Source organism: Novosphingobium album (ex Hu et al. 2023) (genome assembly GCF_022832385.1).
Lineage (GTDB): Bacteria > Pseudomonadota > Alphaproteobacteria > Sphingomonadales > Sphingomonadaceae > Novosphingobium > Novosphingobium album.
Genome location: NZ_JALHLE010000001.1, coordinates 44,587 through 63,907, shown reverse-complemented (window position 1 = coordinate 63,907; position 19,321 = coordinate 44,587). Strand labels below are relative to the sequence as shown.

Sequence of the window (19,321 nt, the reverse complement as noted above, 5' to 3'; positions counted from 1 at the left end):
ATGCGCGAGGCGATCGATCCCTGGACTTTCGTGGTGGCGTCCTATGCCATCGGCGTGGGGGCGACTGCGATGATGATCGCGTGGTCGCTGTTGTCCATGAAGCGCGCCGAGAAGCGCCGTGACGAGGCGAGAAAGCGCTGACGATGGCAATCAAGGCAAAGCATCAGCGACTCGTGCTGCTCGTGATTGCGCTGGTGGTACTCATTGGGGCCGCGCTGCTGGCGGCATGGGCCTTGCGCAATCAGGCGAGCTATTTCTACGTCCCCAGCGAGATCGTGGCCAATCCGCCCGAACCGGATCGCGCCGTGCGCCTCGGCGGCATGGTCGAGAAAGGCTCGATCAAGACCGAGTCTGATGGCGTGACCATCGCCTTCGTGGTGCAGGACGGCAAAGCGCGCGTGCCTGTCGTCTTCAAGGGCATCGTCCCCTCGCTCTTCGTCGAAGGGTCGGGCGTAGTGGCCGAGGGCAAGATGGGGGCCGACGGCACATTCGTGGCAGACAACCTGCTCGCCAAGCATGACGAGAACTATGTGCCGCGCGAAATGCAGAGCATGACGGCCGAGCAGGCCAAGAATGTGGTGGCCGAGACGAAATGATTGCCGAACTCGGTCTCGCCGCTCTCTGGATGGCCGCTGCGCTGGCGGCTTTGCAGCTTGTTGCAGGTGCGATGGGCCTGACAGCGCGCGGCTCGTCGCTGGGCGCTGTGGTTCGGCCGGTTGCGGTTGTACAGGGGCTGCTGGCGCTGACAGCATTCCTCTGCCTGATCTATGTCTTTGCCGTCACCGATCTGTCGGTGAAGCTGGTCGCGCTCAATTCGCATTCGATGAAGCCGCTGATCTTCAAGATCGCAGGCGCCTGGGGCAACCATGAAGGCTCGATGCTGCTGTGGGTCACGGTCATGGGCATGGCTGGCGGCTTCGTCGCGCTTGTCGAAAAGCGGCTGCCGGAACCGACCATGCTGGCAACGCTGGCCGGGCAGGCCTTTGTCAGCCTCGGCTTCTACGCCTTCCTCCTGATCGCCTCGAACCCGTTCGATCGGCTCTCACCTGTGCCTGTCGAGGGCAACGGGCTCAACCCGCTGCTGCAGGATCTTGGCCTCGCGTTCCATCCGCCCACGCTTTACCTTGGCTATGTCGGCCTCTCGATCGCGTTCAGCTTTGCCATTGGCGCGCTGGTGACGCGCGAAGTCGGTCCCGCCTTCGCCCGCGCCATGCGCCCCTGGGTGCTGGGGGCCTGGATCTTCCTGACCATCGGCATCACCGCCGGTTCCTATTGGGCCTATTATGAACTGGGCTGGGGCGGCTGGTGGTTCTGGGACCCGGTCGAGAATGCTTCGCTGATGCCCTGGCTGGCGGCAACGGCCTTGCTCCATTCGGCCAGTGTTCTCGCATCGCGCAATGCGCTCAGGGCCTGGACGGTCATGCTGGGCGTGGTCGCGTTTTCGATGTCGATGATCGGCACTTTCCTTGTGCGTTCGGGCATTCTGACGAGTGTTCATGCCTTTGCTGTCGATCCCGAGCGCGGCACGTTCATCCTCGGGCTGCTGGCGATCAACATTGGCGGCGCGCTGACGCTTTTCGCTTTGCGCGCCTCTACGGTGACCGAAGGGGAGCGCTTCGCCCTTGTCAGCCGCGAGGGAGCGCTGGTGTTCAACAACGTCATGCTCTCGGCGATCCTGGGCATCGTGCTGTTCGGCACGCTCTATCCGCTTCTGGCCGAGACGATGGGCGCCAAGGTCTCGGTAGGCCCGCCCTACTTCAACCCGATGAGCGCGCTGTTTGCAGTGCCGATGCTGGTGGTGCTTGCCATCGGCCCACTGCTGCGCTGGCGGCGTGACCGCTTCCAGCGCATCGGTAGGGCTCTTGTGATTCCGGCGATTCTTGCAGTTGCAGCGGGAATCGCCCTGGTGGCGATTGGCGGCGTCGCGCTGCTGCCGTTTCTCGGCATGGCACTGGCAGCAGGGCTGGCATGGGCCAGCGTTCTGCCCCTGCGCGAGCGCAACCTGCGCCGGACGCCGTTGCCTGTATGGGGCATGGTGATTGCCCATTTCGGTATTGCCGTCTCGCTGTTCGGCATGAGCTGCGAGAGTGCCTTCAATGTCGAGAAGCTGGTGGCAGTGAAGGTGGGGGATGTCACGACGGTCGGTCCCTGGGGGGTCAAGCTCGATTCCATCGAACCGGTTGCTGGTCCCAACTGGACGGCACTCGAAGCCCGCCTGCTCGTGCGCTACGGCGCTGATGGGGCGGTAACCCGGATGGCGCCGCAGTCGCGCAACTTCTGGGCTCCGCCGCAGCAGACCAGCGAATCGGCGCTGCTCACGCGATGGAACGGCCAGCTCTACACCGTGCTGGGCGGCGAAGGCGAAGATGGGCGCTGGCAGCTTCGGCTGTGGTGGAAGCCGTTCGTGCCGCTGATCTGGATCGGCGGCTTGCTGATCGCCCTTGGCGGTGTGCTGGCGTTGCTGGGGCGTGTGAAGACCGACGTGCGCCGCCTCATCGCGAAGGACAAGATCGCCTATCGTCACGAGCGCAAGGCGCAATTGAGGAAGCGGCCATGACGGAGACAAACGCCGCAAAGCCACGGCGCTGGGTGATCTGGCTGCCGCTGGTGCTGTTCCTGGGCTTCGTGGTGCTGGTGATGTTCGGGCTGTTCCGTCCGGCTGACCGGAATGTCGCCAGCCAGCTGGTTGGCAAGCCGATGCCGCAGTTCAGCCTGCCACCCGCCTTGCCGGGCCGTCCGGGGCTGGACAGCAAGTTGCTCACGAACGGCAAGCCGCATCTCGTGAACATCTTCGCCAGCTGGTGCGTGCCTTGCCGGGTCGAGGCGCCGCAGCTTGAGGCGCTGGCGAAGGCTGGCGTTCCCATCGAGGGGATCTCGGTGCGCGATACGACCGAAGCCTTGCAGGGATTCCTTGAGGAAAATGGCGATCCTTATCAGCGAATCGGTGCCGACGACGACGGGCAGGTGCAGCTCGCGCTGGGCTCGTCCGGCGTGCCCGAAACCTACGTGATCGATGGCAAGGGCAAGATCGTCTATCAGCATATTGGCGAGATCCGCCCTGAACAGCTGGGGCTGATCATGAACAAGTTGCAGGAGGCGTCCGAGTGATGGCCCGGCTGCTGGCTGCTTTCCTGATGGTTCTTGGTGTGGCTGCCGCTGCGCCGCTGCTGGCGCAGGAGGAGCAATCCACCGCGCCTTACGCCTACCGCCAGCTCGACGATCCGGCGAAGGAGGAAAAGGCACAGGCGCTGATGGAATCGCTGCGCTGCCTGCAGTGCCAGGGCCAGTCGATCGCTGATTCGGACGCGCCGATCGCCGGTTCGATGCGCAGTCTCGTGCGCGAACGAATCGAAGCTGGCGAGGATCCCGAAGCGATCCGCAGCTGGCTGATCGAGCGCTATGGCGACTATGTCAGCTACGCACCGCGCATTACCGGCCTGACCTGGCCGCTGTTCGCCGTTCCTGTTGCTCTGCTGTTGCTGGCCTTTCTGTTGTTGCGCCGGCGATTCGGTGGAAATCCGGAACAGGGAGGGGGCGCATGATCTGGGTTTTCGTGGCCAGCCTGGCATTGCTGGCCTTCGGGCTGATTGTGTTCGTGCTCAAGGCGCCGCGGGGCACCTGGGAAGCCGTCGCTGCCGCCCTGCTGCTTGGTGTTGCCGGTTATGTTCTGCAGGGAACCCCGGGACAGGCCAGCGCACCGAAAGAGGCCTCCGAGCCGGTTTCGGGTGATGCCGCCGCACTTGTCGAGGCGCGGCTGAAAGTCACGAACAAGGGGATCCCGCCCAACAACAAGTGGGTCGTGTTCGCCGACGGGCTTGCCCGTAACGGCCATTATGCCGATGCTGCCCAGATCCTGCGCGGTGAGGTGGAAGCCCACCCGAACAATTCCGAAGCCTGGCTGGCCATGGCCAATGCCCTGATGGCCCATTCGGACGGCGTGCTGACGCCTGCCTCGCTCTATGCCTACCGCAAGGCCGCCAGGACCGCTCCTGACGAACCGGGGCCGCCGTTCTTTCTGGGGCTCGCCCTGCTGCAGAACGGCCGGGTTGCCGATGCGCAGGCGCTCTGGACGGACCTGCTGGCCCGTGCGCCGCAGGATGCGCCCTGGCGGGCGCCGCTGGCGCTGCAGTTGCAGAAACTCGACACCATGATGAACGGTCAGGCGGGGGGCGGACCCCGGTCCGTGCCGCAACAGCCCTGAGTTGTCCCAATCATGAACCGGGTGTCAGGACCCGCGCTTACTATCGTTGCTTGGTTCTTCGCATACTGCTAACGGCCACTCCCTTGCCGCACCCTCAGGGGGTGCATTGCGAGTCCATGACGGGGCGCACGAATGAGTGATGCAACATCGGATAGGCCTGCGGGGCCGTCGCTGATCGATCCTGCGACAGCTGCGGCTACTCCGGCACACGGTGGCCATGGGCATGGCTCGGGCAATGTCGCCAAACTGGCATTGGGTGCAGTTGGCGTCGTCTTTGGCGACATCGGTACCAGCCCGATCTATGCGTTCCGCGAAACATTCGTCGGCCCGCATCCGCTGGCCATCGACGAACTGCACATCCTCGGCGTTGTCAGCCTGATCTTCTGGTCGATGACGATGGTCGTTTCGATCCAGTACGTCAGCGTGCTGATGCGTGCGGACAACAAGGGGCAGGGCGGCAGCCTCGCCTTGGTTGCCCTGATCTCGGGATCGATCAAGAAATCCAGTTACGGTGGCCTGATCGTCATGCTGGGTGTCTTCGCGACTGCCCTGTTCTATGGCGACTCGATGATTACCCCCGCGGTTTCGGTGCTTTCGGCGGTGGAAGGTCTCACCGTCGTCCAGTCGAACCTGCAGCCCTTCGTGCTGCCGATCGCGCTGATCCTGCTGATTGGCCTGTTTCTGCTGCAGAAGAGCGGTACCGCCAAGGTCGGCGCGCTCTTCGCGCCGGTCATGGTGCTCTATTTCTCGACGCTGGCCCTGCTTGGCGTCTACCACCTGGTGCAGTTGCCGCATGTGCTGGTGGCGTTGAACCCCTGGTATGCGATCCAGTTCTTCATGACAGACAAGGTGCTGGGCTTCCTCGCGCTCGGGTCGGTCGTGCTGGCCGTCACCGGCGCGGAGGCGCTCTATTCGGACATGGGGCACTTCGGACGCGGTCCGATGCGGCTTTCGTGGTTCGGTTTCGTGATGCCGTGCCTGCTGATCAACTATTTCGGCCAGGCCGCGATGATCCTCGGCCTGGACGATGCGTCTGCGGCCGAGGCGATGGAGAATCCGTTCTTCAACCTCGCACCCGACCACTGGCGCCTTCCGCTGGTGATCCTGGCGACCTGCGCGACGTTCATTGCCAGCCAGGCGGTGATTTCCGGCGCCTTCTCGATCACGCATCAGGCGATGCAACTGGGCTTCATCCCGCGTCTGTCGACCCGCCACACCAGCGAGCATGAGGTCGGGCAGATCTACATTCCCTTCGTCAACTGGGCGTTGATGACGGGCGTGATCACGCTGGTCTTCGTGTTCCAGAACTCGTCGAACCTCGCCTCGGCCTATGGTATTGCGGTCACCGGCGCGATGCTCATTGACACGTGTTTGATGGCGGTGTTGCTGATCGTGCTGTGGCGCTGGAAGCTGTGGCTGGCGATCCCGGTCATCGTCGCGGCCTTTGTCGTCGACGGTACGTATTTCGCTGCCAACGCCACCAAGATTCCCGACGGCGGCTGGTTCCCGCTACTGATCGGCGGCGTAGCCTTCACGCTGCTGACGACATGGAACAAGGGGCGCAAGCTCATGCGGGACCGCATGACCGAGGCCGCTCTGCCGCTCAACGTGTTCGCCAAGAGCGCGCATGGCAGCGCCGCGCGGGTGCCGGGGACGGCGATCTTCATGGCCTCAAGCAACATCGGGGTGCCTTCTGCGCTGTTGCACAACATCAAGCACAACAAGGTGCTGCATGAGCGTGTGGTGGTGCTGACGATCGAAGTGCAGGATGTGCCCTATGTCGAGCCGACCGACCGCTATGAAGTGATCGAACTGGGGCAGGGCTTCTACCGCATGACGCTGCGCTATGGCTTCATGGAAGAAACCGATGTGCCCCATGCCCTGGCGCACGCCCCGATGTGCGGCGGACCGTTCGAGATGATGAAGACCAGCTTCTTCCTCTCGCGCCAGACCCTGCTACCGTCAGAGAAGCCCGGCATGGCGATCTGGCGCGAAAAGTTGTTCGCGTGGATGATGCGCAATGCGGCAAGTGCGATGGAATTCTTCCGTCTGCCGACAAATCGCGTGGTGGAGCTGGGCAGCCAGCTGGAGATCTGACGGAGGCCTTCGGTGGCTGTCAGAGCCCGGTTGCGGCCATCACGGCCAGTGGGTTGAGATACTCCGTGTGTTCGATCACCACGCCGTCGCGGATACGCACAAAGATCACGTAGCTGTTCCGGTAGGGCGTGCCGTCCGCCATTGTGGTTTCCGCCCGCGCTGTCACCACGATCAGTTCCGGGTCTTCCGTGCGCAGGATCACCTTGTCGTGAAACACCAGCGGGGCTCGCCCGGCAGCCGAGGCGTTCAGGGCAGATTGCGCCGCTTCCTTGCCGGCGAACTCATTGGGTAATCCCGGTGGCATGAACGGCAGGCGCAGCACAAAGTCAGGAGCGACTTCACCGCGAAGTCGCCTTGGGGCATGTGGTTCAGCCAGTCCTCCGCCAGTTCAATGATATCGTGAATGACAGTCACCTCTGACCTGTTTCGAGATGATCGTGACACTCGATTTGTGCCGGCGACAACGCCAGAGGTTGGAACAAGCCGCCAATTTGAACATCTGGAAAGGCAGGCAGGCAGCGATCGACCATTGCGATTTCCGCTTGTCGGACAGTGGGCGCATTAGCTTTGCATTGTGAGGGCGAGAGTTCATCCAGGCAAGGGCATGCATCCTACTTCACCCTCTCTCCGCCGGGCCTATGCGACTTGGGCGCACGGCCAGATCCACTATTACGACGGTGGTGGAGACGGCATTCCGTTGCTGCTCCTGCACCAGTCGCCCGGCAGTTCGAACGACTGGTTCGCGCATGTCCCACTGTTGCAGGCGGCGGGGGTAAGGGTCCTGGCGATGGACAACCCCGGCATGGGAATGTCTGATCCGTTTCCTGCGGAACCGGCGCTAGCTGACTACATCGACGCGGTTCCGGCCGTATTGGATCATGCCGGCGTCTCTCAGGCGGACATCGGAGGCTATCACACCGGTGTTCAGATCGGGGTGGAGGCCGCCGTGCGTCATGCAGCCCGGATACGCAGCCTGATGCTTTACGGCGTGCCAGTGCTGACCGAGGAGGAACGGGACCAGCTCTGGAATGCGATCGTCCCGAACGAGATGGCGGGTGCCGTGCACCGTCCGGTCCCGGGCGGCACGAACCTGTCAGATCACTTCCGCCGTCTTGAGGGCTATTTCTCGCCAGTAACTGCCCAGCGCATGGTGCTCGCGGCGCTCATGGCCGGGCCGCTCTGGTGGCATGGCCACAATGCCGCCCTGCGCCACGATCTGGTGCCTGCCCTGCAGGCTGTCACGCAACCAATGCTCTTGATGACCAACGCCGGTGAAATGCTCGACAGGAATACGCGCGAAGCGGCAAGGCTGCGTCCTGATGCCATTCTGGTGGATCTTGACGTTGAAACGCCTGTCGGCATGGACGTCGCAGCGGACGTGATGGTGCGGGCTATGCTCGATTTCCGGGGACGGTTGGAGGCCTGACTAGCGCCGTGGCGGTGAAGCGCGCCGTCAGTCGTGCGGCGGGTTCTCGATCACTTCTTCCTTCGCCGCCTCGCCCATGCCGTGCTTCAGCACCATCGGCAGCTGCGAGAAGGTGAAGACGAACGAGAGCACCGTGAAGCCCCAGAGCTTGGCCTGCAGCCAGGTCTCGAAGCTTACGGTATAGACCAGCACGGTGTTGAGAACGGCGAGCAGCAGGAAGAACCACGCCCAGTTGCGCGAGAGCTTCATCCAGCCTTCCTCGTTGAGCCCTTCAAAAGCGGACTGGAGGAGGTATTTCAGCATCGGCTTGCCGCGCCAAAGGCCGAAGAACAGCACTCCGGCGAACATCAGGTAGACTGCAGTAGGCTTGATGCGGATCCAGAAATCGTTGTGGAACACTACAGTCAGCATGCCGAATCCGATGATCAGCACAGTCGTCAGCCACAGCATTGGCGAGATATGGCCCAGTCGCCACTTGGACACTCCGAGCGCAACGACCGTTGCCACCATGAAGGCGATGGTGCCCTTGATGACCGCGGCTACGGTTCCCAGCGAATCGCCATCACCGGTCGGGGCATAGTGCTTGTAGGCCAGGAAGAAGACCAGCAGAGGGCCGAAATCGACCACCAGGTTGATCCAGGAACTTTTGGGTTTTTCGGTATTGGTCTGGTTCATCACGCAATTCCCGCAATGACGCGGGCCAGAAGGTCCGGGTTGAAGGGCCGCAGGTCGTCGATCTTCTCGCCGACGCCGATGGCATGGATGGGCAGGCCGTACTGTTCGGCCGCGGCAACGAGCACGCCGCCGCGCGCGGTGCCATCCAGCTTGGTCATGATCAGGCCGGACACGCCTGCCACTTCCTTGAAGATCTCGATCTGGGACAGGGCGTTCTGCCCGTTGGTGGCATCAAGCACCAGCACCACGTCGTGCGGTGCCTCGGGATTGAGGCGGCCGAGTACGCGGCGGATCTTGGCCAGCTCGTCCATCAGCTCGCGTTTGTTCTGCAGGCGTCCCGCCGTATCGACGATCAGCGCGTCGATGCCCTGATCGGTCGCGGCCTTCACAGCGTCGAACACCACCGAGGCAGGATCGCCACCCTCGGGGCCCTTGACGATGGGAATGCCCAGCCGATCAGCCCATACCGCGAGCTGACCGATCGCTGCGGCGCGGAAGGTGTCACCTGCCGCCAGCATCACCGAATAGTCCTGCTCCTGGAACAAGTGCGCCAGCTTGGCGATCGTTGTGGTCTTGCCCGAGCCGTTGACGCCGATCACGAGGATTACCTGGGGACGCGGGAAGGCGACCACGTCGAGCGGCTTGGCGACCGGGCGCAGGATTTCGGCGATCTCGCGGGCGACCACTTCCATGATCGCGCGCTCGTCCGCATCGCGCTCGAATCGTTCCTCGGCGAGGCGCTCACGGATGCGAGCCGCGGCGCGGGGGCCGAGGTCAGACATGATCAGCGCGTCCTCGATATCGTCGAGCTGTGCGTCATCGAGGCGGGTCTTGCCAACGATACCGGCGAGATTGCCGGTCAGGCGTTCCGACGTCTTGCGAAAGCCTCCGAAGAGGCGATCCGACCAGGCGTCGGTCGCCGCGCCGGTTGCCGCACCTTCGTCACTCATGCTTCCAGTATTCCTTCGACTACCCTGGTGGGCGTAACGCGGATCAGTGCACCGGGCCTAGTGCCCTGGGGCAAACGTACCGGCGCGAAGTTTTCCGCATGGCCGGTTCCACCCTTTTCGGCAAGCACCCATAGCGGCTTGTCCTGTTGCGCGGCAAGCCAGCGGGCCCGCACGCTGGCGGCCTTTTCCCGCAGTTCGGCTGCGCGGGCCTTGATCAAGGCAGGATCGACCTGTGGCATGCGTGCGGCGGGCGTACCGGGACGGGGCGAGAACGGGAAAACGTGGCCATGCACGATTTCCAGCTCTTCGATGATCGAGAGGTTCGCGGCGTGAGCCCCTTCGTCTTCGGTCGGAAAGCCGGGCATCAGATCGGCTCCGATGGCGATGTTCGGCCTGCGCGCACGCAACCGTTCAACGAGCGATATGGCATCGGCGCGGGTGTGACGGCGTTTCATGCGCTTTAGGATCAGGTTGTGTCCGTGCTGCAGTGACAGGTGGACATGCGGCATCACGCGGGTTTCACCGGCAAGCAGGTCAAACAGCGTTCCGTCCACTTCGGCGCCATCGATCGAGGAAAGGCGCAGACGGGGCAGGGACGGGAAGCGCGCCAGGATAGCCTCGCACAAAATACCCAGTCCCGGGCTGCCGGGAAGGTCGCTACCCCAGGAGGTGAGATCGACGCCGGTCAGCACGATCTCGTTCGCGCCCGCGTCGAGATGAACGGCAACGTCCTGCAAGACATCGGGCAGGCTGCGCGAGCGGCTGGGGCCACGCCCTTGCGGGATCACGCAGAAGGTGCAGGCATGGTCGCAGCCGTTCTGCACTTGCACGAAACCGCGCGTATAGGCCCGCCGTTCGCGCGGCGCGCCGATAGCAGGCACGTTCCACGATCGCGGATCGAGCTTGGCGGTATTGGGCACGAGCCCATCGACTTCGGGCATGGCGCCGAGCATGCCGCGCTCGACTTCGGCGGCGCAGCCGGTGACGATCAGGCGAGCATCGGGCCGGGCCTTGCGGGCGCGGCGGATGGTCTGGCGGGTCTGGCGCACCGCTTCGCTGGTGACAGCGCAGGAATTGATGATGACAAGGTCATCAGCTGCGCCCAGCAGGGCGCGCAGATCCTCACTCTCGGACAGATTGAGGCGGCAACCCAGCGAATGAACTTCGACGGTCAATCCGGGCTCCCGGCAGGAATGCCGTAATCGACAGGATCGAAGCTGCCGCGAAAGCTTTCGGTGGCCGGCCCGGTCATGACGATCTCGCCATCCTCGCGCCATTCGATGGCAAGTTCGCCGCCGGGAAGCGAAACCGTCACCGCGCGTTCGACCAGCCCACGCTTCATTGCGCCGACAGCCGTGGCGCAGGCACCGGTGCCGCAGGCGCGGGTCAGCCCGGCGCCGCGTTCCCATACCCGCAGAGTGATAGCATCGCGCGCGGTGATGGCGGCGACGTTCACATTGACGCGTTCGGGAAAGACCGGATCGGTCTCGATCAGTGGGCCAAGGCGGGCCATGTCGACCGCATAGGGATCGGCCACGAAGAAGATCGCGTGGGGATTGCCAACATTGACCGCGATCGGGTTGGTCAGGTCCTCCCAGGCCAGCGGCATGGTGTGCGTGTCCATCGCATAGGCGAGCGGGATCGCGTCCCAGTCGAACCGGGGCTGGCCCATCTCGACGGATATGCCGGCATTGGTCGGAGTGGCGCAAAGCAGCCCGCCCAGCGTTTCGATTCGCGCAGGCGCACCGTGGAGCAGCCCCACCGCGCGGGTGGCATTGCCGCAGGCTTCCACTTCGCTGCCGTCCGCATTGAAGATGCGCATGCGGAAATCGCCAGCCCGGGACGGTTCCAGCAGGATCAGCTGATCGCAGCCGATGCCGGTGTGACGGTCGGCCAGCGCGGCGGCAAAGGCGGCATCCATGGCAGGCAGGGCTTGCGCCAGCGCCGGATTGCGCGCGTCGAGCACGACGAAGTCGTTGCCGAGTCCATGCATCTTGGTGAAGTCGATCCGCATGCCGCGCGATCTAGGTGCTCGCGTGCGGCAGGTCCAGAGCCGATGCCGCAGCTTCAGGCGTGGTGGGCGTGTTTTTCGAGAAATTCGGCTGGTTCGGCCGTGCTCGCGGGCACAACCTCGTCCGATCCGGCGCGCAGAAGGACAGGATGCGTTTCCGTGGATGAAATGGCCAACCCGGCGTGCCGCGGATCGTTCAGCCATTCGGCCAGTTCGCTGGCCGGGCGGGGGCGACCGTAGAAATAGCCCTGCCCCTTGATCGACCCGTATTGCAGCAGATGGTCGAGAACCTCCCCGTTCTCGATTCCCTCGACCGTGACGGGCAGGCGCAGTCCTTTGCCAAGCATCGCGATAGCATGGACGATCGCGGCATTGTCCTTGTCTTCCAGCAGGCTGGTCACAAAGCTGCGATCGATCTTGATGCGATCGAATGGCAGGCTGCGCAGCTGTGCCAGCGAGCTGTAGCCGGTGCCGAAGTCGTCGAGGCTGATCTTGATGCCCTGATTCTTGAGGCTGGTGATCAGCGAGCGGGCCTGGGCGATGTTCTGGTGCAGACAGCTTTCGGTGATTTCGATCTCAAGGCGGTGCGGCGGGAAGTTTGCATCCACCAGCAGGCGCAGCAGCTTTTGGGCGAACCATGGATCGCGCAGCTGCAGCGGTGAGACGTTGACGGCCAGCGTTAGGCGCGCATCCCAGGTCTTGGCGTCTTCCAACGCCTGACGGATCACGCTTTCGGACAAATCGCTGATAGCGCCGATCTCTTCCGCGACGGGAATGAAGACCTCGGGTGAAACGATCCCGTACTGCGGCGAATTCCAGCGCGCCAGCATTTCGAAGCCGGTCAGTTTACCAGTCTGCAGGTCGATCTGCTGCTCGTAAAAAGGTACGAATTCGCCTTTTGCGATGCCCTGGCGGATACCTTGCTCCAGTTCCGTACGGAACCGCATCTCATCCGCCATCATGCCTTCGAACCAGAAGTAGCCGTTCCGGCCCTGACGCTTTGCATGGTACATCGCGATGTCCGCCATTTCCAGCAGGGCATGGGCATCAGGACGCTTGCCATCCACGCCCGCAGCGTCGGAGCGAGCCATGCCCATCGAGGCTGTGATCTCGATGCTGATGGCATTGATCTGGGCACTTTGCCCGATCGTTTCGATAAGCCCGGAGGCGATCTGTTCGATTGTGTCGTTGCGGTTCTTGTCGAACGCAAAGGCTGCTGCAAATTCATCGCCGCCGATGCGGCCCAGAAGGGCCTGTTTCGGGAGGGCCGAAGCAATCCGGCGCGCGCATTCGCGCAGCAGCTGGTCGCCGGCATTGTGACCGTTGAAGTCGTTGACCTGCTTGAAGTTGTCGAGATCGACCATCATCAGGACGACAATCTGTCGCTGAGCCTCTGCCTTCCCGATCAGGCGATCGACGCCCCCGTTGAAGCTGCGGCGGTTGAGAAAACCGGTCAGCGGGTCGGTTTCGGCCATCTGGCGCGCCTGCTTTTCCGCGGCCTTGCGCAGCTGGATCTCTTCACAGAGCTGGCGGTAGCGGCTCCAGCCGAAGATGATGATGGCGATGTTGAGCAGAAAGGCGTTGAGGATAAGGTTGTCGGGCCCGGCGCTTCGATGCAGCAGCGAATTGACCACACGCGGGCCCACCTGGCTGCCGGTTGCTACGAACAGCAGGATTGCGGCGGTGACAATGCCCAGCGCGACGACGTCGATCTGCCGTCGGTTCTCGCCTTCTTCATCCGCGGCTGCGACATTCCCGGCAAATGGTGCCTTCACCCGCAAGCTCCCTAGGAATTCCTCTAGGGGGGCGATGCTAGGACGTTACTCTGAAATTTCCGTTAAGTAGAGAACCCTAGGCGGAATGTGTCCGCGAGACACATTCCGCGCGTGGCATGGAGTCAGGCCTTCAGACCGATCTCGCGCAGCCGTTCCTGCAGATAATCATCGGCAGTGATCGATACCGGATAGCGGTCGGGATTGTCCGCGCTGATGCATTCGGGCAGCGTCACGAAGCGGAAATCGCTGCGCAGATGCAGGAAGAACGGCATCGAATAGCGGCTATGTGCCGCGCGGTCACCCGAAGGGTTACGGACCCGGTGCGTGGTGGAAGGCAGCAAGTGGTTTGTCAGGCGCTGCAGCATGTCGCCGATGTTGATGACCATGGCGCCTTCGGGCGGGGCGATCGAAAGCCATGTGCCGTCCTTCCCGAGCAGTTCGAGCCCCGCTTCCTCGGCACCGAGCAACAGGGTTATGAGATTGATGTCTTCGTGTGCGCCTGCGCGGATCGCACCGCCGGCCCCTTCGCCGACGGGAGGATAGTGCAGCAGGCGCATCACCGAGTTACCATCCTCGATGGCTGGATCGAACCAGTGGGCATCAAGACCGAGATCAATCGCGATCGCAGAAAGGATCTTTGCGCCAACCTCGTCAAACTGCGCGTAGAGCTCGCTGAAAGTCTCGCGAAAGCCCTCGATCTCCTTAGGCCACACATTCGGGGGCATCGTCGCTGCGAGCGGTGAGCCGGGGGGCAAATCGCGGCCGACGTGCCAGAATTCCTTGAGATCCTTCTCGGTTGCGCCCTTGGCGACTTCGGTACGGAACGGCGTATAGCCGCGCGCGCCGCCCTGGCCGGGGTTGAAGTATTTCATCTTGGTTTCGACCGGCATCGCGAAGAACTGCCTGGTCAGCGCCCAGGCGCGGTCGATCAGGTCCTGATCGATGCCGTGGTCGCGGATCATCGCGAAACCGAACGTGCGGAAGCTGCTGCCGATCAGTGCGGGCAGTTCGTCCTTGTTGGCATCAAGGCTCAGCACGGGAATTGCTGCTAGGTCCATGGGGTAGTGTATTCCGTGGTGAATCGTTATGCGGCCACCGATAGTCCAAATGGAAAGGCAATGCATGTCCAAGCGCTACTGGCTGATGAAATCGGAACCGGACGCCTACAGCTGGGACGACCTCGTGGCCGAGGGCGAAGGCACCTGGGACGGCGTGCGCAATCACCGCGCCGCCAAGAACCTGCGCACGATGCAGGTGGGGGACGAGGCGTTCTTCTACCATTCGAACATCGGCAAGGAGATTGTCGGCATCGCCACGATCAGCCAGGCCGGCCTGACGGATCCGACCGATCCTGAAGGCAAGTGGGCTGCGGTCAAGGTGAGGCCGGTGCGCAAGCTGGCAAATCCGGTCACGCTCAAGCAGATCAAGGCCGATCCGTCGCTGCCCGACATCGAACTGGTCAAGCTGTCGCGTCTTTCCGTTGCCGTAATCACCCCCGAGGAGTGGGCGCACATTCTTTCTGTATCGGAAGGGTGAGCCGCTCCAACGGTGCGTCACAGGGCTGGGCTTAGCTGAAGGGCTCATTCGTGGATCGAACCTGATCCCTTAGCGCGAGCTGTGCGGTTGACGGCGAATGCATCGGGGAAAAGGGCTGCCGGGTGGTGACCCATTTCCTGCAAGTCTTTGTCTCACAGGCGGGAAGTACCTGGTTTCGCGTGGCACTCGTCCCGATTTGGGATGCTGGTCACGACCGGCTTTGCGCAATCGTAAACAAAAACTTAAGATGCGCGTCATGGGAAAACTGACACGTCGCGCACTCGTTCTCACGCAGGAGTCGGCCGGGCACCCGTTCCGCCGCTCGCTGCCGCCGCATGTTTTTACCGAGCCCTTGGGGGGGGACGTCGAAGCGGAGGAAAATGCGCAGGCGGCGCATCGCTGGCGGATGAGCGGCGGCGACTGGCGCAGCTTCATCACCGCGTATTGCGCGAGCTTCGTTGCGGTGGCGATCTTTATCGCCTGACGTGCAGTCAGGCAGGCGCTCCTTCACGCTCCGCCCGGAACAGCATGTAGCCCAGCCACGCGGAAGCGGCGCAACTGGCGGCCACAACCAGCAACTGCTGAACTACCGGCACACCCAGCAGCGTCATCATTTCCGTCACGACCGCACCCAGCACCATGGCGCCCGAGTTGACAATGTTGTTCGCAGCCACGGTGCGCGCCGTCTGCGACTTATCCACGAATGTGGTGAGGAACGCGTAGAGCGGCACGACGAACATGCCGCCGCACACGGCAATGCCCAGTAGCGTCAGCAGCAGCGGAACGGCCAGCGGCTGGACGACGAAAACGGCCACATCCATCAGCTCTTCCGGGCCGCTATGCGGAGGCCAGAGCGCGCAGACCCGCTGGAATGCGATCAGGAACACGCCCATGCCGATTACCGAGATCGGCGACCAGCGCGCGGATACGGTGCCTTTGAGCATGGCGTTGATGACCATGGCGCCGATCGCGACGCCGACCGAGAAGATCACGAGAAACAGGCTGGCGACCTGCTTGCTGGCCATCAGGATGTTCTTCGCCAGCGGCGGGAACTGGACGAACAGCACGGTGCCTATCGCCCAGAAGAAGCTGATCGCGCAGATCGCGAGATAGACGCGGCGATCGCGCATCGTCGTGCGCACAAGCGTGATCGAGGAGCGCACGACGTGGAAGTCGAGCGGTTCGGGCGTGCACAGCGGTGGTGCGGGGGGAACCTTGCTGCCGGCCACGAAGCCCAGGCCGGCAACCGCCACGACGGCGATTGCGGCCATTTCCACACTGATCCAGCCAGCCACGATCGTGCCTGCGAGAACGGCCAGATAAGTGCCGGCCTCTACCAGCCCAGTACCGCCAAGGACTTCGTCCTTTTTGAGGTGCTGGGGCAGGATCGCGTACTTGATCGGACCAAAGAAGGTGGAATGGATGCCCATCGCGAAGAGCGCCAACAGCATCAGCGGAATGGCCACTGCGTGCAGTGCGATACCCTGCCATGCCAGTATCAGGCCTGAGCCGCCCACCAGCATGATTCCGATCTCGCAAGCCTTGATGATCCGGATGAGGCGCGCCTTGTCGCGCATGTCCGCGAGCTGTCCGGACAGAGCCGAAAGCAGGAAGAACGGAATGATGAAGATCGCGGAAGCCAGCGCGCTGAAGCGCGCCTCCTGCGCTTCGGAGTGATAGACTTCGTACACGACGAAGAGGATCATGGCGTTCTTGAACAGATTGTCGTTGAACGCGCCGAGCAGCTGGGTGACGAACAGAGGGAGAAAGCGTCGCGCCCGGATGAGTTGGGTCGTCGTGGTCATGTCGGATCGTGGTACCGGCCTGCCGTTTTTTGTTGGGCGGACGTTTAATGCGGTGTGCCGGAGGCACAACCCCTGATCGGCACTTTATTCTGTCATGCCTTCGGGGCTATGGGCAGGGAGACATGCTGACCCTGCCGAATATCCTCACCCTTTCACGAATCCTCACCTTGCCGCTGCTGGCATTCCTGCTGTGGTGGCCGAAATGGGAATTCGGATACGGTCTCGCGTTTGGCCTCTATTGCCTGATGGGGATCACCGACTATTTCGACGGCTACCTTGCCCGGTCGAGCGGCACGGTCTCGAAACTCGGCATCTTCCTCGATCCGATCGCGGACAAGATCATGGTGGCAGCGGTGATCCTAGTGCTCACTGCACAGGGTATCCTCACCGGCCCCTATGTCGGGGACATGCACGTGATTGCGGGCCTCGTTATCCTTATTCGCGAAATTGCCGTTTCGGGCCTGCGGGAGTTTCTCGGCGGATTGCAGGTTTCTGTGCCGGTCAGCAAACTGGCCAAGTGGAAGACCACGTTCCAGCTGATCTGCCTCGGAGCCCTTATCCTGGGCGGGGCGATGCCGTGGTGGAACATCACGCTCGCGGGCTTTGAAATGAACGTGCCGCACACGGTGGGACTGACGACGCTGTGGGGCGCGGCGGTCCTGACCGTGGTGACCGGCTGGGACTACCTGCGCGTCGGTCTCAAGCATATGGATTGAGACGGCAAGGGAGTTATCCCGCCCTTAGTTCATCCGCCAGCATTCGGAATTCATCCGAGCGCGGCGAGTTCTTGCGCCAGACAAGGGCGATCTCGCGGTTGGCGTTGGGCGAGAGCAGGGGGCGCGCCACGACATTGGTGCCGTTGAGGATGCCGGCATCGAGCGCCATTTCCGGCAGCATGGTCAGGCCGAGGCCGTTGTCTACCATTTGCACCAGCGTGTGCAGGCTGGTGCCGATCATCGTCGCGCTGGCACGCAGTTCAGGCCTGTTGCAGGCGGCAAGGGCGTGGTCCTTGAGGCAATGCCCGTCTTCGAGCAGCAGCAGCCGGTTCTCGTCGATGATTTCCGGCAGGACTTCCTCGGGCGGATTGCGCGGGTCGTCATGCGGGAAGGCGACGAAGAAGGCGTCCAGTTCGATGGTTTCCTTCTCCACTTCGCCGGTGGCATAGGGCAGCGCCAGCAGCACGCAGTCGGCACGGCCGTGATGGAGCGATTCGATCGCCTGCTGGCTCGGCTCCTCGCGCAGGAACAGCTTCAGGTTCGGCCGCTCGCGGCGCAGGCGCGGCAGCATGCGCGGCAGCAGGAAAGGCGCGATCGTCGGGATCACGCTCATGCGCACTTCGCCCGAGAGCGGCTTGCCGCTCGACTGGACGAGTTCGGACAGTTCTTCGGTTTCGCGCAGGATGCGGTGCGCCTTGGCGACAACGGCATTGCCGAGCGGCGTGAAGCGCACCGCGCGCTTGGTACGCTCGACCAGCGTTACGCCCAGCAGCGTTTCCAGATCGCGCAGGCCTGCCGAAAGCGTCGACTGCGAGACGAAGCAGGCTTCTGCCGCGCGGCCGAAATGCTCATGCTCATGCAGCGCGACAAGGTATTGCAGCTGTTTGAGCGTGGGCTGGTAGACCGTCATGAAGGGGTTTGGTCTTCGGAAGTTTCGGTTGCGGGAGTAGTCGGTTCGGCATCGTCGACGTGGGTCATCTTCAGCTTGCCGTTCTCCACAGCGAAAGCGAGTTTGCCCTCGACGAGGTCAAGCGCATCCTGTCCGAAGACGTCATGGCGCCAGCCCTGCAGAATCGGCAAATTCTTGCGCACGCCGGCGGCCAGCATCTCCAGTTCGTCGCTGCGGCTGAGCAGGCGGGCGGCCACGTCGATCTCGCGCGAGCGGATCTTGAGAAGCAGCTTGAGCAGATCGGCGACCAGCGCACCTTCCTTGCCCAGTGGCGCGCCCCGCGGCGTGCGCGGCGGGAGTTCGTCGTCGGACAGCGGCTGTGAACCGGCGATCGTCGCCATCAGCCGCTTGCCGATCTCGTTGTCTTTCCAGCCTTGCGAGAGGCCGCGCACCTTGGCGAGATCGGCCTGCTGCTTGGGCGGATGCCCGGCAAGGTCGGCCAGTGTCTCGTCACGAGCGATGCGGCCGCGCGGGATGTTCTTGCCCTGGGCTTCCATCTCGCGCCATTCTGCGATCGCCTTGAGGCGGCCCAGCATCTGCGGATTGCGGCCGGGCGCCTTGATCCGCTTCCACGCTTCGGTGGGATCGTTCCGGTAGTTTTCCGGATCGGCGAGCTTTTCCATTTCCTCGTTGAGCCAGGAGCCGCGTCCGGTCTTCATCAACCGTTTGAGGATCTTTGGGAAGATCTTGGAGAGATGGGTGACATCACCGATGGCATAGTCGATCTGCCGCTCGGTGAGCGGGCGGCGCGACCAGTCGGTGAAACGTGCGCCCTTGTCGATAGTGAGGTTAAGCCAGGATTCGACCAGATTCGAATAACCGATCTGTTCGGACTGGCTGATCGCCATCATCGCGATCTGCGTGTCGAAGATCGGGTGTGGCGTGCGTCCGGTGGCGTTGAAGATGATTTCCACGTCCTGACCGCCCGCGTGGAAGACCTTGAGCACCTCCTCATTGTTGACCAACAGGTCGTAGAGCGGGGTAAGGTCGATGCCGTCTGCGAGCGGATCGATTGCGGCTGCCTCGTTGGTGTCGGCGATCTGGACGAGGCAGAGTTCAGGCCAATAGGTATTTTCGCGCATGAACTCCGTGTCGACAGCAACGAAGTCTGCCTTCGCGAGACGTGCGCAAAGGTCGGCGAGATCCTGGGAACTGGTGATCAGAGGGTGAATTTTCATTG

Annotated in this window: 21 protein-coding genes; 11 read left to right on the top strand and 10 right to left on the bottom strand. The window is 62.9% G+C overall.

The genetic code is table 11. The features are described 5' to 3' along the window. The 7 genes from MTR64_RS00345 to MTR64_RS00315 all read left to right on the top strand — a co-directional run bounded on the left by MTR64_RS00345 (window position 1) and on the right by MTR64_RS00315 (window position 6,298). Window positions 1–141 (top strand): hypothetical protein, encoded by a 141-nt coding sequence (locus MTR64_RS00345; protein WP_243989695.1) that lies wholly within the window; start codon window positions 1–3, stop codon window positions 139–141. 2 nt (window positions 142–143) lie between these two features. Continuing rightward, window positions 144–596, top strand: coding sequence for a cytochrome c maturation protein CcmE (gene ccmE, locus MTR64_RS00340; protein ID WP_243989694.1), 453 nt, complete (start codon window positions 144–146; stop codon window positions 594–596). Further along, window positions 593–2,557, top strand: coding sequence for a heme lyase CcmF/NrfE family subunit (locus MTR64_RS00335; RefSeq protein WP_243989693.1), 1,965 nt, complete (start codon window positions 593–595; stop codon window positions 2,555–2,557). Before ccmE ends, MTR64_RS00335 begins: the two co-directional genes overlap by 4 nt. Then, on the top strand, window positions 2,554–3,108 hold the full coding sequence (locus tag MTR64_RS00330) for a DsbE family thiol:disulfide interchange protein (RefSeq protein WP_243989692.1): 555 nt from the start codon (window positions 2,554–2,556) through the stop codon (window positions 3,106–3,108). The genes MTR64_RS00335 and MTR64_RS00330 overlap by 4 nt, the downstream gene beginning before the upstream one ends. Beyond that, on the top strand, window positions 3,108–3,542 hold the full coding sequence (locus tag MTR64_RS00325) for a cytochrome c-type biogenesis protein (protein WP_243989691.1): 435 nt from the start codon (window positions 3,108–3,110) through the stop codon (window positions 3,540–3,542). The genes MTR64_RS00330 and MTR64_RS00325 overlap by 1 nt, the downstream gene beginning before the upstream one ends. After that, window positions 3,539–4,201 (top strand): tetratricopeptide repeat protein, encoded by a 663-nt coding sequence (locus MTR64_RS00320; RefSeq protein ID WP_243989689.1) that lies wholly within the window; start codon window positions 3,539–3,541, stop codon window positions 4,199–4,201. Before MTR64_RS00325 ends, MTR64_RS00320 begins: the two co-directional genes overlap by 4 nt. A 132-nt stretch (window positions 4,202–4,333) precedes the next feature. Continuing rightward, a complete protein-coding gene (locus tag MTR64_RS00315) occupies window positions 4,334–6,298 on the top strand; it encodes a potassium transporter Kup (RefSeq protein WP_243989687.1) in 1,965 nt (654 codons plus the stop codon). A 19-nt stretch (window positions 6,299–6,317) separates the two neighbouring features. On the opposite strand, the gene MTR64_RS00310 is transcribed toward MTR64_RS00315, so the two are convergent. Beyond that, complete coding sequence (locus MTR64_RS00310; protein WP_268740663.1) at window positions 6,318–6,674, bottom strand: nuclear transport factor 2 family protein; 357 nt, start codon at window positions 6,672–6,674, stop codon at window positions 6,318–6,320. Between the two features lie 228 nt (window positions 6,675–6,902). Here MTR64_RS00310 and MTR64_RS00305 point away from each other — a divergent pair, with 228 nt between their 5' ends. Then, entirely contained in the window at window positions 6,903–7,724 is an 822-nt protein-coding gene (locus MTR64_RS00305; RefSeq protein ID WP_243989683.1) for an alpha/beta fold hydrolase, read from the top strand. A 27-nt stretch (window positions 7,725–7,751) separates the two neighbouring features. Here the strand turns inward: MTR64_RS00305 and MTR64_RS00300 are convergent, their stop codons facing one another. The 6 genes from MTR64_RS00300 to MTR64_RS00275 all read right to left on the bottom strand — a co-directional run bounded on the left by MTR64_RS00300 (window position 7,752) and on the right by MTR64_RS00275 (window position 14,193). Further along, window positions 7,752–8,399 carry an inner membrane-spanning protein YciB gene (locus MTR64_RS00300; protein WP_243989681.1) on the bottom strand — a complete coding sequence of 216 codons (648 nt, stop codon included), beginning with the start codon at window positions 8,397–8,399 and terminating at the stop codon, window positions 7,752–7,754. Beyond that, a complete protein-coding gene (gene ftsY, locus MTR64_RS00295) occupies window positions 8,399–9,349 on the bottom strand; it encodes a signal recognition particle-docking protein FtsY (protein ID WP_243989679.1) in 951 nt (316 codons plus the stop codon). Before ftsY ends, MTR64_RS00300 begins: the two co-directional genes overlap by 1 nt. Next, on the bottom strand, window positions 9,346–10,524 hold the full coding sequence (locus MTR64_RS00290; protein WP_243989677.1) for a MiaB/RimO family radical SAM methylthiotransferase: 1,179 nt from the start codon (window positions 10,522–10,524) through the stop codon (window positions 9,346–9,348). Before MTR64_RS00290 ends, ftsY begins: the two co-directional genes overlap by 4 nt. After that, window positions 10,521–11,363, bottom strand: a complete 843-nt coding sequence (gene dapF / locus MTR64_RS00285; protein ID WP_243989675.1) for a diaminopimelate epimerase — start codon at window positions 11,361–11,363, stop codon at window positions 10,521–10,523. Before dapF ends, MTR64_RS00290 begins: the two co-directional genes overlap by 4 nt. Before the next feature lie 53 nt (window positions 11,364–11,416). Next, window positions 11,417–13,135 carry a putative bifunctional diguanylate cyclase/phosphodiesterase gene (locus MTR64_RS00280; protein ID WP_243989674.1) on the bottom strand — a complete coding sequence of 573 codons (1,719 nt, stop codon included), beginning with the start codon at window positions 13,133–13,135 and terminating at the stop codon, window positions 11,417–11,419. Between the two features lie 122 nt (window positions 13,136–13,257). Continuing rightward, window positions 13,258–14,193, bottom strand: coding sequence for an isopenicillin N synthase family dioxygenase (locus MTR64_RS00275; RefSeq protein ID WP_243989673.1), 936 nt, complete (start codon window positions 14,191–14,193; stop codon window positions 13,258–13,260). Between the two features lie 64 nt (window positions 14,194–14,257). Here MTR64_RS00275 and MTR64_RS00270 point away from each other — a divergent pair, with 64 nt between their 5' ends. Further along, the gene (locus MTR64_RS00270; protein WP_243989672.1) at window positions 14,258–14,671 is read left to right on the top strand and encodes an EVE domain-containing protein; all 414 of its coding nucleotides are present in this window, start codon (window positions 14,258–14,260) and stop codon (window positions 14,669–14,671) included. 256 nt (window positions 14,672–14,927) lie between these two features. Next, window positions 14,928–15,155 (top strand): hypothetical protein, encoded by a 228-nt coding sequence (locus tag MTR64_RS00265; protein ID WP_243989671.1) that lies wholly within the window; start codon window positions 14,928–14,930, stop codon window positions 15,153–15,155. Window positions 15,156–15,162: 7 nt separating this feature from the next. Here the strand turns inward: MTR64_RS00265 and MTR64_RS00260 are convergent, their stop codons facing one another. Then, window positions 15,163–16,476, bottom strand: a complete 1,314-nt coding sequence (locus tag MTR64_RS00260) for an MFS transporter (protein ID WP_243989670.1) — start codon at window positions 16,474–16,476, stop codon at window positions 15,163–15,165. 122 nt (window positions 16,477–16,598) lie between these two features. Here MTR64_RS00260 and pgsA point away from each other — a divergent pair, with 122 nt between their 5' ends. Then, window positions 16,599–17,192: a CDP-diacylglycerol--glycerol-3-phosphate 3-phosphatidyltransferase gene (gene pgsA, locus MTR64_RS00255; RefSeq protein ID WP_243989669.1), complete on the top strand. Its 594-nt coding sequence runs from the start codon at window positions 16,599–16,601 to the stop codon at window positions 17,190–17,192. A 13-nt stretch (window positions 17,193–17,205) separates the two neighbouring features. Here pgsA and MTR64_RS00250 read toward each other — a convergent pair whose 3' ends face one another. Both MTR64_RS00250 and rnd read right to left on the bottom strand, forming a co-directional pair. After that, the gene (locus MTR64_RS00250) at window positions 17,206–18,102 is read right to left on the bottom strand and encodes a hydrogen peroxide-inducible genes activator (protein WP_243989668.1); all 897 of its coding nucleotides are present in this window, start codon (window positions 18,100–18,102) and stop codon (window positions 17,206–17,208) included. Then, a complete protein-coding gene (gene rnd, locus MTR64_RS00245; protein WP_243989667.1) occupies window positions 18,099–19,319 on the bottom strand; it encodes a ribonuclease D in 1,221 nt (406 codons plus the stop codon). Before rnd ends, MTR64_RS00250 begins: the two co-directional genes overlap by 4 nt. Window positions 19,320–19,321 lie beyond the last annotated feature (2 nt).

Coding starts and splice junctions, on each gene's coding strand:
- MTR64_RS00345 (WP_243989695.1), top strand. CDS start 1: ATGCGCGAGGCGATCGATCCCTGGACTTTCGTGGTGGCGTCCTATGCC.
- ccmE (WP_243989694.1), top strand. CDS start 144: ATGGCAATCAAGGCAAAGCATCAGCGACTCGTGCTGCTCGTGATTGCG.
- MTR64_RS00335 (WP_243989693.1), top strand. CDS start 593: ATGATTGCCGAACTCGGTCTCGCCGCTCTCTGGATGGCCGCTGCGCTG.
- MTR64_RS00330 (WP_243989692.1), top strand. CDS start 2,554: ATGACGGAGACAAACGCCGCAAAGCCACGGCGCTGGGTGATCTGGCTG.
- MTR64_RS00325 (WP_243989691.1), top strand. CDS start 3,108: ATGGCCCGGCTGCTGGCTGCTTTCCTGATGGTTCTTGGTGTGGCTGCC.
- MTR64_RS00320 (WP_243989689.1), top strand. CDS start 3,539: ATGATCTGGGTTTTCGTGGCCAGCCTGGCATTGCTGGCCTTCGGGCTG.
- MTR64_RS00315 (WP_243989687.1), top strand. CDS start 4,334: ATGAGTGATGCAACATCGGATAGGCCTGCGGGGCCGTCGCTGATCGAT.
- MTR64_RS00305 (WP_243989683.1), top strand. CDS start 6,903: ATGCATCCTACTTCACCCTCTCTCCGCCGGGCCTATGCGACTTGGGCG.
- MTR64_RS00300 (WP_243989681.1), bottom strand. CDS start 8,399: ATGAACCAGACCAATACCGAAAAACCCAAAAGTTCCTGGATCAACCTG.
- ftsY (WP_243989679.1), bottom strand. CDS start 9,349: ATGAGTGACGAAGGTGCGGCAACCGGCGCGGCGACCGACGCCTGGTCG.
- dapF (WP_243989675.1), bottom strand. CDS start 11,363: ATGCGGATCGACTTCACCAAGATGCATGGACTCGGCAACGACTTCGTC.
- MTR64_RS00275 (WP_243989673.1), bottom strand. CDS start 14,193: ATGGACCTAGCAGCAATTCCCGTGCTGAGCCTTGATGCCAACAAGGAC.
- MTR64_RS00270 (WP_243989672.1), top strand. CDS start 14,258: ATGTCCAAGCGCTACTGGCTGATGAAATCGGAACCGGACGCCTACAGC.
- MTR64_RS00265 (WP_243989671.1), top strand. CDS start 14,928: ATGGGAAAACTGACACGTCGCGCACTCGTTCTCACGCAGGAGTCGGCC.
- MTR64_RS00260 (WP_243989670.1), bottom strand. CDS start 16,476: ATGACCACGACGACCCAACTCATCCGGGCGCGACGCTTTCTCCCTCTG.
- pgsA (WP_243989669.1), top strand. CDS start 16,599: ATGCTGACCCTGCCGAATATCCTCACCCTTTCACGAATCCTCACCTTG.
- MTR64_RS00250 (WP_243989668.1), bottom strand. CDS start 18,102: ATGACGGTCTACCAGCCCACGCTCAAACAGCTGCAATACCTTGTCGCG.
- rnd (WP_243989667.1), bottom strand. CDS start 19,319: ATGAAAATTCACCCTCTGATCACCAGTTCCCAGGATCTCGCCGACCTT.